Origin of the sequence: Rhizobium hidalgonense (assembly GCF_002914525.1) — a bacterium.
Lineage (GTDB): Bacteria > Pseudomonadota > Alphaproteobacteria > Rhizobiales > Rhizobiaceae > Rhizobium > Rhizobium hidalgonense.
The window spans coordinates 71,378-85,608 of sequence record NZ_LODW01000022.1 but is presented as its reverse complement, the minus strand read 5'-3'; the positions used below and the strand labels follow the sequence as shown (position 1 = coordinate 85,608).

Sequence of the window (14,231 nt, the reverse complement as noted above, 5' to 3'; positions counted from 1 at the left end):
AGGGAAATGGCGCAGCTTATCACCATCCTGGTCCTGGTCTTCTCGGCCTGGTGGCTCTACCGCCGCTTTGTCTCCGATGCCCGCAAGCTCGCCGAAAAGTCGCGCCGCGCCGAAAAGGAGCGCCAGACCGGCGCGATCGGCACGCTGGTCAAGGACCCGGTGACGGGGGAATATCGGCTGAAGCAGGATGAGGAATAAGAGGCGTGGTGGCTGCATCAGCCCATCCAGCTGCTGCTCCGTAGGGGGTGCCTCGTCCACCCCATCACAAGGCTTGGGTGAGATGCAGCTAAATTCCGCTTCCATATTGACGTTCGACACCCCGCCGCAAAACCCTTGACCCCTGCCGCCCTCCATGGCACCTGTCGCGCCGACAGTCCCCACGCAATCGGTACCACCCATGTCAGCCATCCCAGACCATATGAACCCGAAGCGCTCCTTCCAGGCGCTGATCCTGACCCTGCATAGCTACTGGGCGGACAAGGGTTGCGCGGTGCTGCAGCCCTACGACATGGAAGTCGGCGCCGGCACCTTCCATCCGGCTACCACGCTGCGCGCCCTCGGCCCCAAGCCGTGGAAGGCCGCTTACGTCCAGCCCTCCCGCCGTCCGTCGGATGGCCGTTATGGCGAGAACCCGAACCGCCTGCAGCATTATTACCAATACCAGGTCATCCTGAAGCCGAACCCGCCCAATCTGCAGGAGCTTTATCTCGGCTCGCTGGCGGCGATCGGTCTCGATCCGCTGCTGCACGATATCCGTTTCGTCGAAGACGATTGGGAAAGCCCGACGCTCGGCGCCTGGGGTCTCGGCTGGGAATGCTGGTGCGACGGCATGGAGGTCTCGCAGTTCACCTATTTTCAGCAGGTCTGCGGCATCGAATGCTCGCCGGTCGCTGGCGAATTGACCTATGGCCTCGAGCGCCTCGCCATGTATGTCCAGGGCGTCGACAATGTCTACGACCTGAACTTCAACGGCCGCGAGGGCGACGAGAAGATCAGCTATGGCGACGTCTTCCTGCAGGCCGAACAGGAATATTCGCGGCACAATTTCGAATTCGCCAATACCGAGATGCTGCATCGCCATTTCGTCGATGCCGAGAAGGAGTGCCGGGCGCTGCTCGATGCCGGCGCCCCCGGCCAAAGCGACAATCAGCGCCTGCATAAATGCGTCTTCCCGGCCTATGACCAGTGCATCAAGGCCAGCCACGTCTTCAACCTGCTCGACGCCCGCGGCGTCATCTCGGTCACCGAGCGCCAGAGCTATATCCTGCGGGTGCGCACCCTCGCCAAGGCCTGCGGCGAAGCCTTCCTGCTGACCGACGCCGGCGGCGTTAACCTGTCGAAAGAGGCGGCGTAAAAGCCGCCTTAAAAATTTTCTTCAGCTTCTGAAACTATGCTTCTTCTGCGCGAGCCGATCGAACACTATCTTATCGGCGTTTCGATCAGGTATAGCTTCGGTCTGTCTTTTGAAAAGCGGCATTCTTTACTTTGAAATCGTATTGGAAAATTGCGCAGCCACCATGCTGCGGCTGTTTTCATGGCTGATATCCTGCGCGATCCTTGTCATGCTGACCTCGTGCAGCGACTTTGACAGGGAGTTCACCGTCCAGTCGGCAAAAGCCACGATCGACGTGTCCGCCGACGGCACCGCCCTGGTGTCGGAAAGCTTCGATATCTTAGTCAAGGAGGGGGAAAACTATGGCGGTGTTTACGTTGATATCCCTCAACGTTTCACGGATGTGGCCGGTTCTCACTGGCGCGATTTCGACTTGATTACCGCCCGGTGGAACGGGCGTGACGAACATTATTTCAAAGAAAACATTGTGCCGGGCTACGCGATCTATATCGGCAAATGGCATTGCAGGAACTGCCCTGCGGACCTGCCCGCCGGCCCCGGCAAGGTAGAGATCGCCTACCGATTGGGCCGCCTGGTTCGTCATGAGGGGGATCGGCAGATCCTTTCCCTACCGGCCTATATGGGGCACGTTCATGATCAGGGAGCGAAAAAAGCGGTAACCCTTACGATCCCATCGGGCGGAATGCTGCGTCTTTCGCATCGCGACCCGCCGGCTTACGAGATCACGCAGAGCGCACCAAACGAGATTCTGGTTTCTATTGCGGCTGGAAAAGGGGATCGGGTGTTGCCGGACATCGAGATCGAATATCCTGAAGGAACTTTTCTGGGCGGGACGAGCGACAAGCTGGTGCGTTGGTGGCTCTCTGACCACTTTCTCGCATTCATAAGCATTTTGGGGCCGCTGATCGCAGGTGGGTTTGCTGTGTCGAGATTGGCGTCCGGCCGGCGATTGCCTGCAGCTTCGAAAGCTATCGACACCGAGATGCTCGGGAGCATATCACCGGCGCTCGCCGCCTATCTGTTCCGAAACTGGAAGGCGGACGCGGCAAAGGCAGCCTTTATGGCGTCGGTCGCCCATCTCGCGGTAAAACGAAAGTTTCGCATTTCCGGACTTGGCGAAGATGCCGAGGCTTCGGACTTGTCTGCCAAACAAGCGCGGGGGAAGCGTAAGATTACGGGAGCTAGATGGTATAGCCTTCCCGCTGCAACGCGCTTCGTCTTTGAGCGGATCGAAAAGGAACAGCCTGTCGTTGATCGGCGCAGGATTTTATATGCCTCGTATGGTGTTGAAGGCGAATTGCACAAGACAGTTCTTGCGGAATATCAGAAGATCAGGGGCAAGGATCGGTGGATTTCGCGTGCTGTTTTGTCCATTTTGGTTCTCGGCGTTGCCGTCGCTTATTTTGCGGGCCTCTTGATCTTCTCAGCGGCTATATGTGGATTGCTGCTGGTTTCTTTGGCTGCTGTGGGGGTGTTGAGGGAGCCGGAGAGAATATCAAGCCCCATGGACTTCCGACAAGTATTGGGGATGTGTCTCGGTCTTCCCGGCCTGATGATTATTTCGGTTTGCTACATTGTCACCACAGAGGTGCTCAGCGAGCAACTGCCATATCTGGTAGCAATCTTGCTAGATATTGCCGGCATCCTCGTCGTCGCGGCAATGTTGCGTGTGCCGACCCCCAAGCAGCGCCAGATCCGCGATAGCGTGCTGAGTTTGGATCGTTATCTCCGCGGCGGGACCGATGGCCCGGCGATGTCGGTAGAATGTTACGAGCACTATCTCCCTTTCGCCGTTGCACTTGATGCCGAGCACTACTGGACCGAACGTTTCAATTTCTGGCAGGAGAGCGAGAAGATGGATGCCTATGCCCCTGATTGGCGGATAAATTCCTAGATTGGGCGGCAGTATCAAAGTCTCATCGAAATCCGCCGAAGAATGACCGCGCCAAGATGACTTTGTTATGCCGAATCACTAACGTGCGATCATCAAATCGGGGAGCTCATCTGCATGTACGTGATACTGGCTATTATCGTTGTCATCGCACTCTACGTCGTCTTCATTTACAACGGCCTGGTTCGCTCCCGCCAGATGGCGGAGGAAGCCTGGTCGGGCATCGACGTGCAACTGAAGCGTCGCGCCGATCTGATCCCGAACCTGATCGAGACGGTCAAGGGTTATGCCGCCCATGAAAAGACCACGCTCGAAGAGGTAGTTGCGCTACGCAACAAGGCGCAGGCCGTGCCATCAGGCGATGTTGCCGGCAGGGCGCAGGCGGAAGGTCTGCTCGGCCAGGCGCTCGGCCGGGTCATCGCGCTCGCCGAGGACTATCCCGATCTCAAGGCCAACCAGAACTTTGCCGAACTGCAGGCCTCGCTGGAAACCATGGAAGGCGAGCTGCAGATGGCGCGGCGCTATTATAATGGTGCGGCCCGCGACCTGAACGTCAAGGTCGAAAGCTTCCCTTCCAATCTCGTTGCCGGCCAGTTCGGTTTTGCCAAGCGGGAATATTTCGAAATCACCAACGAGGCCGACCGCGCCGTCCCCAGCGTCAAATTCTGACGATCCGGCATTTTGCCTTTGCGAGAAAGCGGTTAAGAGCAAGGGCAGATTGCGGCCGTTAAGGCTCCCCCAGAACAGGATGATTTTAGGCCGGGTCGGCCTAAAATCTGAATCCTGTTCTAAATTAAAGAGTTAGAGCATGATGTCGTCCGAAAACCGCGCACACTTTTCGGCATCATGCTCTAGGGACGGAAGAAACAGCATGACACGCACACCCAAACTCACGATCATCCCGCCGGGCAAGCCACTTTCGGGCCGCGCCATGCCGCCGGGCTCCAAGTCGATCACCAATCGCGCCCTGTTGCTCGCCGGCCTTGCCAAGGGCACGAGCCGGCTCACCGGCGCACTGAAGAGCGACGATACGCGTTATATGGCCGATGCGCTGCGTGCGATGGGTGTTGCGATCGACGAGCCCGACGACACCACCTTCGTCGTCACCGGCAGCGGCAAGCTTCTGCCGCCGAAAGCGCCGCTCTTCCTCGGCAATGCCGGTACGGCGACGCGCTTCCTGACGGCCGCGGTTGCTTCTGTCGAAGGCACGGTCGTGGTCGATGGTGACGAGCATATGCGCAAGCGGCCGATCGGTCCGCTGGTCGCAGCACTCAAGTCGCTCGGACTGGATGCCGAGGCGCCGACCGGCTGCCCACCGGTGACCGTGCGCGGCACCGGACATTTCCCTTCGGGCCGCGTCGAGATCGATGCCGGGCTGTCAAGCCAGTATGTTTCGGCGCTTCTGATGGCAGCACCGCTTGCCAAGCAGGGCGCCAACGCGCCCGTCACGGTTGCGCTCACCGGCACCGATATCGGCGCGCGCGGTTATGTCGATCTCACACTTGCCGCCATGGAAGCCTTCGGCGCCAAGGTGGAGCAGCTCGATGCCGCGACCTGGCGTGTCGAGCCGCGCGGCTACACCGCAACTGATTTCGTCGTCGAGCCGGATGCATCCGCCGCAACTTATCTCTGGGCGGCCGAAGTGCTGAGCGGTGGCCAGATCGATCTCGGCGTGCCGAACGATGCCTTCACTCAGCCGGATGCCAAGGCTTACGAGACGATCGCCAAGTTCCCGCATCTCCCGGCGGAAATCGATGGCTCGCAGATGCAGGACGCCGTTCCGACAATCGCCGTGCTTGCCGCTTTCAACGAGACGCCGGTCCGCTTCGTCGGGATCGCCAATCTGCGCGTCAAGGAATGCGACCGCATCCGGGCGCTATCCACGGGGCTCAACAATATCCGCGAAGGTCTGGCTGTCGAGGAGGGCGACGATCTGATCGTATATTCCGATCCCGCTCTCGCCGGTCAAACGCTGCCGGCCGAGATCGATACCTTTGCCGATCATCGCATCGCCATGAGCTTCGCGCTCGCCGGGTTGAAGATCGACGGCATCACCATTCTCGATCCCGATTGCGTCGGCAAAACCTACCCCGCCTATTGGCGGACGCTCGCCGCCCTCGGCGTGACATATCAGGACAATGATTGACGGAAACGCGGCCGAGGCTGTCGGCGGGGAGACTGGGATGGGGCGTCGGGTTTTCGGGTTTTGTTTTGCACTGCTCTTGATGCTCGCCGCGCCGGCCGCCTTTGCCGTCGAGGTCATCGACAGTTTCGCCTCCGACATCGCGCTCGAAAAGAGCGGCGCGATGTCGGTAGCGGAAACGATCACCGTCAATGCCGAGGGCAACCGGATCAATCACGGCATCTTCCGTGATTTCCCGCTCTATTTCACCGATGCCGAAGGCCGTCGCCGCAGCGTCGATTTCGATATGGTCTCGGTTACCCGCGACGGCGCGGACGAGCCCTGGCACACGGAATCGATTGCGGGCGGCATCCGCATCTATGCCGGTTCCGCCGATGTGACGGTGGCGCCCGGCCGTCATCGCTACGTCTTCACCTACAAGACCAACCGCCAGATCCGCTATTTCGACGATCATGACGAACTCTACTGGAACGTCACCGGCAATGGCTGGATCTTCCCGATCCGTTCGGCGACGGCGACGGTGACGCTGCCGCCGGGTGTCAGCGCGACGGAGACGGTCTTCTTTACCGGCCCGCAGGGCGCGACGGGAAAGAACGCCAGCGTCAGCGAGACCGGCACCGGCCTCACCTTTTCCACCACCGCGCCGCTTAATGCCAACGAAGGGCTGACCTTTGCGATCCGCATGCCGAAGGGGGCGATCGATCCGCCGAGCGCGGACATGGAGAGCACTTGGTGGCTGAAGGACAACCGCAATTATTTTATCGGCTTCGGCGGCTTGATCCTGGTTTTTGCCTATTATCTCAGATCATGGCTAAAGGTCGGCCGCGATCCCGCCCGCGGCGTCGTCGTGCCGCGGTGGGATGCGCCCGACGGCATCTCGCCGGCGCTGGTCAACTATATCGACAATAAGGGCTTTTCCGGCGGCGGCTGGACGGCGCTCTCCGCCACGGCGCTCAATCTTGCCGTCCGCGGCTACGTTAAGCTCGAAGACCTGAAGAATTCGATTGTCATCCGCGGCACCGGCAAGCCGCTCGGCAAGGAAAAATTCCAGGCCGGCGAGTCCGAACTGTTGAAGGTTGCCGGCGGTGAAGGCAGAACGCTGACGATCGACAAGGCCAATGGCGAGCGGGTGAAAACCGTCGGCCAGTCCTTCCGCTCGGCGATCGAGAAGGAGCATCGCGGCAAATACTATAATTCCAACCTGGGTTATACGGCGGGCGGCATCGCGCTCAGCGCCGCCGCCCTGGTGGCGCTTTTCGTCTTCGGCTCGCTGCAGCCGGACACGATCGCGCTGATGCTGGTCCCGACGGCGATCTCGGTCTTTGTTGCCGTCTTCGTCGCCGGTTTCGTCCGGTCGCTGCATCGCGGCAGCTCGCTGTTCGGCAAGATCATCGCCATTATCGCGACGGCTATCGGCGTTTTCGTCGGCATCAGCATCCTTGCGGTCGTCGTCTTGGCGCTTGCTTCGTCGCTGGTGGAACTGCACGAAACGCCGATGCTCTTTGCCGTCGGTGGTATCGTGCTCCTCAATATCCTCTATGTCTTCATCATGGGCGCACCGACGCCGCTCGGCGCCAAGATGATGGACGGCATAGACGGCTTGCGCCAATATCTGACGCTGGCCGAGAAAGACCGCATGAACACGGCTGGCGCCCCCCAAATGTCGCCGCAGCACTTCGAGACGCTTCTGCCCTATGCGGTGGCGCTCGGCGTTGAAAAACCCTGGTCGCGCACCTTCGAAACCTGGCTTGCGGCGGCTGCCGCCGGTGCGGCTGCGGCCTATGCGCCCGGCTGGTATTCCGGCAATTTCAACAGCGGCAGTTTCTCCGACCGTATCGGCGGCTTTTCCTCATCGATGGCCTCGACCATCGCCTCGACCATACCGGCGCCGCCGCCGTCGAGCTCATCCTCCGGTTTTTCCGGCGGCGGCTCGTCCGGTGGCGGTGGCGGAGGCGGGGGAGGCGGCGGCTGGTAAGCTTTCGCGCTTGACCTTTCGGCCCTTGGCCCTTAACCACCAGAGGCAAAAGGAAAGGGTGGCGCATGAAGGTTCTGTTGATCGGATCGGGCGGACGCGAGCATGCGCTCGCCTGGAAGCTGGCGCAATCGCCGTTGCTGAGCGAATTCTACGCTGCGCCCGGCAATCCCGGCATTGGCGAACACGCCGCCCTTGTGCCCGTTGATATCGAGGATCATGAAGCGGTCGCCGCTTTTTGTCGGGAGAAGGCGATCGATTTCGTCGTCGTCGGCCCGGAGGCGCCGCTGGTGGCCGGCCTCGCCGACCGGCTGCGCGCCGATGGCCTTGTGGTTTTCGGCCCCTCGGCTGCTGCTGCCCAGCTCGAAGGCTCCAAGGGCTTCACCAAGGATATCTGCGCCCGCTACGGCATTCCGACAGGCGCCTACCAGCGCTTCAACAATGCGCCGAAGGCCAAGGCCTATATCCGCGCTGAGGGCGCACCGATCGTCGTCAAGGCCGACGGCCTTGCCGCCGGCAAGGGCGTGACGGTGGCGATGACGCTGGATGAAGCGCTTGATGCCGTTGACGACTGCTTCGAGGGCGCCTTTGGCGCTGCCGGCGCCGAGGTCGTCGTCGAAGCCTATCTCGATGGCGAGGAGGCGAGCTTCTTCTGCCTCTGCGATGGAAAACATGTGCTGCCGCTCGCCACTGCTCAAGATCACAAGCGGGTGGGCGAGGGCGATACCGGCGTCAACACCGGCGGCATGGGCGCCTATTCGCCGGCGCCGGTGATGACCGCCGACATGGTCGAGCGGACCATGAAGGAGATCATCGAGCCGACGATGCGCGGCATGGCCGAGAGTGGTCATCCCTTCTCCGGCGTGTTTTTCGCCGGGCTGATGATCACCAAGAAGGGGCCGGAGCTAATCGAATACAATGTCCGCTTCGGCGATCCCGAATGCCAGGTGATGATGATGCGGTTGAAGAGTGACCTGCTGCCGCTGCTGCTTGCCACCGCCAACGGCACGCTCGATCAGGTTAGCGCCGAATGGAGCGACGATCCGGCCTTGACCGTTGTCATGGCCTCAAAGGGTTATCCCGGCGCCTATGAGAAGAACACGCCGATCCTCTCGCTGCCTGAGGCAGGCGAGGGCGAGAAGGTGTTTCATGCCGGCACGGGCCTGAAGGACGGCGCGCTGGTTTCGACCGGCGGCCGCGTGCTGAACGTCACCGCGTCGGGCGGCACGGTCGCCGCGGCCAAGGATCGCGCCTATGCGCTGCTCGACCGGGTGAAGTGGGAAAACGGCTTCTGCCGGCGCGACATCGGCTGGCGGGCAATCGAGCGCGAGGCCGGCTCGGACACAGTATAAACCGACGCGTTCTTTAAATTTTTACCTTTTCCCCTGACGGGATGGAAACAAAGCCGCGTTATACCGCTCTAACGGTAAGACGGAGGTGCGTTGATGCGTCAGATTTTCCTCGGTGCGGCAATCCTGCTGATGGCAGGTTCGGCAATGGCCTCCTCGATCGAGGTGGTCGGCAAGACCGCGGCGCCCGCTGAAGGCAGCATCGTCACCGAATCCTGCGCCGCTTGCCCGCCGCTCCAGGCCGAACTCGTCAAGAAGGACTATACGGTGCCGGAGCTGAAGCCCGGTGTCCTGCAGGCGAGCGAAGTCCGCGATGTCGGCGGCGAAAAGAAGATCTATCGCACCGAAGGCTGGATGGGCGGTTCGCCCGTCGTCTTCGTCAGCAAGGCGACCCCGGAAGCCCTGGTTGCGGCCGCGCCGTCAACCCCGCCTGCCGATGGCATCGACATGAATGCGACGACCGCAGCCGTCATCGGCGGCGATGCCAAACCTCTTGTGGCCGGCATGGCCGAGCGGCCGGCGAGCCTCGACACCTCCGAATTCAAGCTGCGTTTCTAAGCCAATTCCGGCAACGGCTGGATAAAGTTCCCTGCCCCGCCTGATCAAGGTTTCGATCGTTTGGGGTTCCACCTCAGGTGGACCGAATGCACCCTCGATGAGCAGCGAGGGTGCATTCCTGTTTTGAGGCGCGAGACGCACTGCGAAGGCGGCTGATCTTCGACCGCCCGATGAAAAGCTGGCAGCTATGGTTTGTAAATTACCCCTGGATTTTTAGGGAAATCGGCGTCGCGTCCAATAAAGTTAAAGTTTTATTATAAGCTTGGCGACAATTGTAACGAACCGGTCGCAGCATGTTGTTATTAGCAGCGGTAGACGCGTCGCCTTCTTCTCCGGCGCGCTCGCACAGGCGGTAGAAGACCGCACCGGAATGCAGCCATTCATTCCCGTTGCGAGGCAACATGAAAAATTTGAAAATTTCGAAGCAACTCGTCTTGCTGGTCATTGGCCTGATGGTGGCCTTTGCCGTCGCCACGTCCCTGCAAATCCGCTCCTCGGTCGATGCGATCTACAAGGAGCGTTATGACATGCTCCGCGCCGAGGTTCAGTCGGCGGTTTCCGTGCTCAAGCTTTACCAGGCCAAGGTGACGGCGGGCGAGATGACGCTCGAGGATGCCGAGAAGCAGGCCTATGCCACCGTCAACGGAATGAAATATGATCCGGACGGCTATTTCTTCGGCTATAGCTACGACGTCCAGATGATGTTCCACTATGACGCCGCGAAAGTCGGACAGAACCTCAAGGGTCAGGCCGACAGCAAGGGCAAGCTCTATCGGGAAGAGCTGGTCAAGCTCGGGCAGCAGGGCGGCGGTCTCGTCGAATTTTATTCCACCAGCAAACCGGGACAGCCGGCCGGCGATTACCGCAAGACGGCCTACGGCCAGGCCTTCGAGCCATGGAAGGTCGTCGTCGTCACCGGCGTCTATATGGACGATCTCGATGCGCAGATAAACAGCACGATCCTGACCGCGCTGTCCGGCAGCATCATTCTGTTCTTCCTGGCCATGGCGGCCGCCTACGTCGTCATCCGCGGCATATCTGGGCCTCTCAACAGCGTCCATGCCGCCCTGAAGGCCGTCGCCGAAGAGGATGTCTCCATCGCCATCCCGCACACGACGATGAACAATGAAGTCGGCATGATGGCCAAGGCGACGCAGGCGCTGCAGGAAAAGATCCGGGAACGCCATGCGATGGCGGATCGCGAAGCGGCCCAGCAATTGGCGCTGGAAAACGAGCGTGAAAACAATCAGCGCCAGCAGCAGGACGAGACGGCCCTCCAGGCCCGTGTGGTGGCGACGATCGGCCAGGCCCTGGAGATGATCGCCCGCGGCGATCTCACCGTGCGCTGCGCCGATCTTGGCCAGAAATACGCCGCCCTGCGCGACAACTTCAACGATGCACTGTCGCATCTCGAAGCCGCCATGGCCAAGGTCAGCGCCAAGGGCAGCGATATTGGCACCAGCAAGGAAGAGATCCGCCGCGCCTCAAACGAACTGTCGCAGCGCACCGAGCGCCAGGCCGCGAGCCTGGAAGAGACGTCGGCTGCTCTCGACGAACTCACTGTCGCCGTCCGTCAGACGGCCGATGGCGCCCATGAGGCGAGCCAGCGCGTCCACTCGGTCAGCACCGAGGCCACCCACAGCGATGCGATCGTCACTCAGGCGATCGAGGCGATGAGCGGCATCGAGAAGTCGTCCTCGGAAATCACGAAGATCATCGGCGTCATCGACGAGATCGCCTTCCAGACCAACCTGCTGGCGCTGAATGCCGGCGTCGAGGCGGCCCGCGCCGGCGAATCCGGCAAAGGTTTTGCCGTCGTCGCCCAGGAAGTGCGCGAGCTCGCCCAGCGCTCCGCCGCAGCAGCCAAGGAGATCAAGGACCAGATCGCCCGCTCCTCCAGCCAGGTCGATCACGGCGTCCGCCTGGTCGGCGAGGCAGGCGAGGCGCTGAAGCGCATCTCCGACCAGATCAAGGCTGCCAACGAGATCGTCGCCAAGATCGCCCACAGCGCCTCCGAACAGGACACGACGCTGCGCTCGATCTCCTCATCGATGAACCAGCTCGACGCCGCCACCCAGCAGAACGCCGCCATGGCCGAGGAGACGACGGCATCGGCCGAAACGCTCGCCAGCGACACCGACGAACTGCTCGACCTCATCCGCGGCTTCCGCGTCGGCGGTGCCGGGGCTGCGCCGGCCATACATCAGGGTCGCCGCGCCGCTTAAATGGCGGTAGGACAATCAGGGTTTTATCACCAAGTTAGCGGCCGTCGGTTCTCCGGCGGCCGTAGTGCTTTGGACGCCAGTCCTGTGTTGGTGTTCGAACCGACAAGCCGGCGAATGCCTGACATATTCAAGCGAAGAGCTTGCGGCATGGATACTCGGGTCAAGCCCGAGTATGACGGAGGGTGGGGAATACGGTTGGCAAGAGGCGAGACGTCTGGAGCAATTCCTAGCAGTTGCGACTGGGAACTACGCAAACAACGAATTCCAACGAAACCATCACGACTTCGCTATTTAACGCACCGGCTTCCCCACTCTCCGTCGTCCTCGGGCTTGACCCGAGGACCCATGGCCGCAAGCGCTGCGTTGGCGTTAAAGCACCCAGCCTACGCCGAACGTTACCCCGAAATCTTCGAGAAATCTGCCACCGTTCCCGTCGCTTCGCGGATCAGCCGCAGCAAGGCGAGGCGGTTGGCGCGGATGGCGGCGTCCTCGTCGTTGACGAGCACGTCCTCGAAGAAGCGGTCGACCGGGCCTCGGAGTTTGGAAAGCGCTGCCATGGCCGAGCGGAAATCTTCTCCGGCGACGGCATCGGCCGCATCCTTCGATGCAGCTGAAATCGCCGCAAACAGCTCCTTCTCGGCATCGAGCTTCAGAAGGGCGGGCGAAACGGCGTCGGCGATGACGGTGCCCTTCTTTTCCTCGGCGGCGAGCAACTGCGTCGCGCGCTTGGTGCCGGCAAGCAGGTTCTTGCCGTCCTCGGAGGTAATGAAGGCCGTCAGTGCCTCGACGCGGCGCGCCACCATCAACAGATCGTCGGCATCGGCCGTCAGCACCGCGTCGATGAGATCGTGGCGAGCGCCCTGGTCGCGCAGATAGACCTTGAGGCGGTCGTGGAAGAAGGCGAGCAGGTCGAAGAAAGTCTCGGCCGGGTCGCCTGCGAATGCAAATACCGCATCGCCCGTCTTGGCGAGCAGCGCCGTCTGGCTCATGATCTTCAGCAGCGGCAGCCTGACATTGCGCTCCAGCAGGATCCTGACGACGCCGAGTGCGGCCCGCCGCAGCGCGAAGGGATCCTTCGAACCCGTCGGCTTTTCGCCGATCGCCCAGAAGCCGATCAGCGTGTCCAGTTTGTCGGCGAGCGCGACGGTGATCGCGACCTTGTCGGCGGGAACGCGGTCCGACGGGCCCTGCGGCTTGTAGTGGTCCTCGATCGCTGCGGCAACCGAAGCATTCTCGCCCTGCAGCACCGCATATTTGCGGCCCATCAAGCCCTGCAGTTCCGGAAATTCGCCGACCGCTTCGGTGCGCAGATCGGCCTTTGCCAGCACGGCGGCACGATCGGTGAGAGCCGCATCGGCGCCGGTGACCCTGGCCAATTCCTCCGCCAGCGCCCGGATGCGGGCGACGCGCGCGCCCTGTGTGCCGAGCTTGGCATGGAAGGTGACGTCAAGCGCATCGAGCTTGGCCATGCGCTGGTCCAGCGGCTGCTTCAGGTCGAGGCCGAACTTTGCTGCCGAAGCCGTCAGCGTCTCCAGATCCGGCAGGTCGCCTTGGTCGCGCTTCCAGAAATGCAGTGCATCCGAAAGCCGGGCCCGCACTACCTTGCCGTTGCCGTGGACGATTTCCTTGCCGCCGTCGTGCGCCTGGATATTGGAAATCAGGATGAACTTGTTCGAAAGCGTCTCTTCACCCTGTTTGCGGGTCACGAAGCACTTCTGGTTGGTCTTGATCGTCAGGCGGATGATCTCGGAGGGAATCGAAAGATAATCCTCCTCGAAGCTGCCCATCAGCACTTGCGGCCATTCGACGAGGCCGGAGACTTCTTCCAGCAGGCCTTCGTCGTCCACCAACTCCAGCCCGTTGGCAAAAGCGGTGTCGCGGGCGTCGTGGAGGATGATGTCCTTGCGCCGCTCGGCGTCGAGGATGACCTTGGCCTTTTCCAGGTTCGCCGTATAATCGTCGAAGCGCCGCACCGTGATCGCCTCGGGCGCGTGGAAACGATGGCCGTAGGTGATGTTGGAAGCGGTGATGCCGTCGATCTCGAAGGGGATGACGGTGGTTTCCTCATGCTCCGGGCCGAAGGTGCAGACGATCGACTGCAGCGGCCGCACCCAACGCAGTGCGCCGGGTTTGGACGATGCCTTGCCCCAGCGCATCGATTTGGGCCAGGGAAAATCGCGGATGATGCCGGGCATCACTTCAGTGACGATCTCTTCTGCCGCGCGGCCGGGCTTGGAAATGACCGCGACGTAGAAATCGCCCTTCTTCGGATCGCTCACCACCTGCGCCTCGGAGACCGAGGCAAGGCCGGCGCCGCGCAGGAAGCCTTCGATCGCCTTTTCGTTGGCGTCGGTGCGCGGCCCCTTGCGTTCCTCGCGCACATCGGCGGAGCGCGCCGTCAGGCCGTGAATGTCGAGCGCCAGCCGGCGCGGCGTCCAATATTCGCGCGCGCCCTCATAGGACAGACCCGCTTCGACAAGCGCATCGGTGACGAGCTTCTTCAGGTCGCCGGCGGCCTTGCGCTGCATGCGGGCCGGAATCTCTTCGGAGCGGAGTTCGAGAAGAAGGTTTGGCATGTCACTCTTTTCCTTGCGCCCGCGGGCAGGGCGATCCAAAAACGTTGCTTCTGCTATCAAAGAATGCCGCATCTGCACAACCGCAAAAACGGCGGAGAGCGATGGGGTGGGGCGACACACGGATGACCCCCAATCCCTTAACTTCCGCTGTGGAAACCACAGT

At 61.5% G+C, this 14,231-nt stretch carries 10 protein-coding genes; 9 read left to right on the top strand and 1 reads right to left on the bottom strand.

Annotated elements, in window-relative coordinates; translation table 11 throughout:
* Positions 1–6: 6 nt before the first annotated feature.
* The 9 genes from ATY29_RS01710 (at position 7) to ATY29_RS01670 (ending at position 11,492) form a co-directional block, all read left to right on the top strand.
* Positions 7–198 carry a hypothetical protein gene (locus ATY29_RS01710; protein WP_003569970.1) on the top strand — a complete coding sequence of 64 codons (192 nt, stop codon included), beginning with the start codon at positions 7–9 and terminating at the stop codon, positions 196–198.
* Positions 199–397: 199 nt separating this feature from the next.
* Positions 398–1,354, top strand: a complete 957-nt coding sequence (locus ATY29_RS01705; RefSeq protein ID WP_025415457.1) for a glycine--tRNA ligase subunit alpha — start codon at positions 398–400, stop codon at positions 1,352–1,354.
* Positions 1,355–1,517: 163 nt separating this feature from the next.
* Positions 1,518–3,248, top strand: a complete 1,731-nt coding sequence (locus tag ATY29_RS01700; RefSeq protein ID WP_097534796.1) for a DUF2207 family protein — start codon at positions 1,518–1,520, stop codon at positions 3,246–3,248.
* Positions 3,249–3,362: 114 nt separating this feature from the next.
* The gene (locus ATY29_RS01695) at positions 3,363–3,914 is read left to right on the top strand and encodes a LemA family protein (RefSeq protein WP_097534795.1); all 552 of its coding nucleotides are present in this window, start codon (positions 3,363–3,365) and stop codon (positions 3,912–3,914) included.
* A 202-nt stretch (positions 3,915–4,116) separates the two neighbouring features.
* Complete coding sequence (locus tag ATY29_RS01690) at positions 4,117–5,391, top strand: 3-phosphoshikimate 1-carboxyvinyltransferase (RefSeq protein WP_025415460.1); 1,275 nt, start codon at positions 4,117–4,119, stop codon at positions 5,389–5,391.
* Between the two features lie 37 nt (positions 5,392–5,428).
* A complete protein-coding gene (locus tag ATY29_RS01685; RefSeq protein ID WP_025415461.1) occupies positions 5,429–7,363 on the top strand; it encodes a DUF2207 domain-containing protein in 1,935 nt (644 codons plus the stop codon).
* Positions 7,364–7,428: 65 nt separating this feature from the next.
* Positions 7,429–8,712: a phosphoribosylamine--glycine ligase gene (gene purD, locus ATY29_RS01680; RefSeq protein WP_003569962.1), complete on the top strand. Its 1,284-nt coding sequence runs from the start codon at positions 7,429–7,431 to the stop codon at positions 8,710–8,712.
* 93 nt (positions 8,713–8,805) lie between these two features.
* Positions 8,806–9,267, top strand: coding sequence for a plant virulence effector HPE1-like domain-containing protein (locus ATY29_RS01675; RefSeq protein WP_025415462.1), 462 nt, complete (start codon positions 8,806–8,808; stop codon positions 9,265–9,267).
* Between the two features lie 401 nt (positions 9,268–9,668).
* Entirely contained in the window at positions 9,669–11,492 is a 1,824-nt protein-coding gene (locus ATY29_RS01670; RefSeq protein ID WP_097534793.1) for a methyl-accepting chemotaxis protein, read from the top strand.
* Between the two features lie 395 nt (positions 11,493–11,887).
* On the opposite strand, the gene glyS is transcribed toward ATY29_RS01670, so the two are convergent.
* Positions 11,888–14,068: a glycine--tRNA ligase subunit beta gene (gene glyS, locus ATY29_RS01665; protein WP_097534791.1), complete on the bottom strand. Its 2,181-nt coding sequence runs from the start codon at positions 14,066–14,068 to the stop codon at positions 11,888–11,890.
* Positions 14,069–14,231 lie beyond the last annotated feature (163 nt).